The organism is Nitrobacter sp. 62-13, from assembly GCF_001896955.1.
Lineage (GTDB): Bacteria > Pseudomonadota > Alphaproteobacteria > Rhizobiales > Xanthobacteraceae > Nitrobacter.
The window spans coordinates 1-957 of record NZ_MKRN01000170.1; the positions used below are offsets into that span (position 1 = coordinate 1).

A 957-nucleotide genomic window follows, 5' to 3' on the forward strand; every position below is an offset into this window, starting at 1 on the left:
GCCCATGCCCCAGCCGTTGCAGATCACCTTGTCGCCAACCTTCCAGGAGGGATGCGACGACTGCTCGACCGTGCCGGCGAAATCGATTCCCGCGATCATGGGAAAGCGCCGCACCACGGGCGCCTTGCCGGTGACCGCCAGGCCGTCCTTGTAGTTCAGCGTCGACCATTCGACGCGCACGGTCACGTCACCGTCCATCAAGTCGGCTTCGTCGAATTGGGTCAGCGCGGCCGTCGTGCCCTTCTCGGCCTTGTCGATCCGGATCGCCCTGAATGTCGCCATCGCTACCGCTCCCGGATGTCTGGGCGAGCCTTTCGGAAGATTGAACCCATTACGCAGGTTGCGCAACCGGCCGCCGCACAGGGGCCTCGACGATCGGCAGGTTGATCAATGCGGACAGCACGCCGAACAGCACCGACAGCCACCAGACCGCGGTGTAGGAACCGAAATGGTCGAACGCCACGCCGCCCAGCAGCGCGCCGAGGAACCCACCGACCTGATGACTGAAGAACGCGAAGCCGTAGAGGGTCGCCAGCCAGCGGGTGCCGAACATCAGCGCCACGAGGCTCGTGGTGGGCGGCACCGTGGACAGCCAGGTCAGGCCGGTCACGACGCCGAACGCGACCGCGGAGAACGTCGTCATCGGGGTTAAAATGAACGCGACGATCGAGAGCGCGCGGATGAAATAGATCGCCGACAGGATGTAGCGCTTGGGCATCCTGGTCGAGAGCCATCCGACACTGAGCGATCCGACGATGTTGAACAGGCCGATCGCAGCCAGCACCCAGCCGCCGGCCTGAACCGACAGCCCGCGATCGACCAGGTAGGCCGGCAGATGCGCGGTGATGAAGGCGAGCTGGAAGCCGCAGGTGAAGAAGCCGAGCACCAGCAGCACATAGGAGCGGTGACCGAAGGCTTCCGCCAGCGCGTTCTTGAAAGACTGTTCCGACGCCGCGG

At 64.8% G+C, this 957-nt stretch carries 2 protein-coding genes; both read right to left on the reverse strand.

Annotation, left to right across the window (positions count from 1 at the left end; genetic code table 11):
* Window positions 1–282: alcohol dehydrogenase catalytic domain-containing protein (locus BGN91_RS11565; protein ID WP_292613261.1), on the reverse strand; the 282-nt coding region annotated here is incomplete at its 3' end.
* 49 nt (window positions 283–331) lie between these two features.
* The coding region (locus BGN91_RS11570; protein ID WP_292613263.1) for an MFS transporter at window positions 332–957 on the reverse strand (626 nt) is incomplete at its 5' end.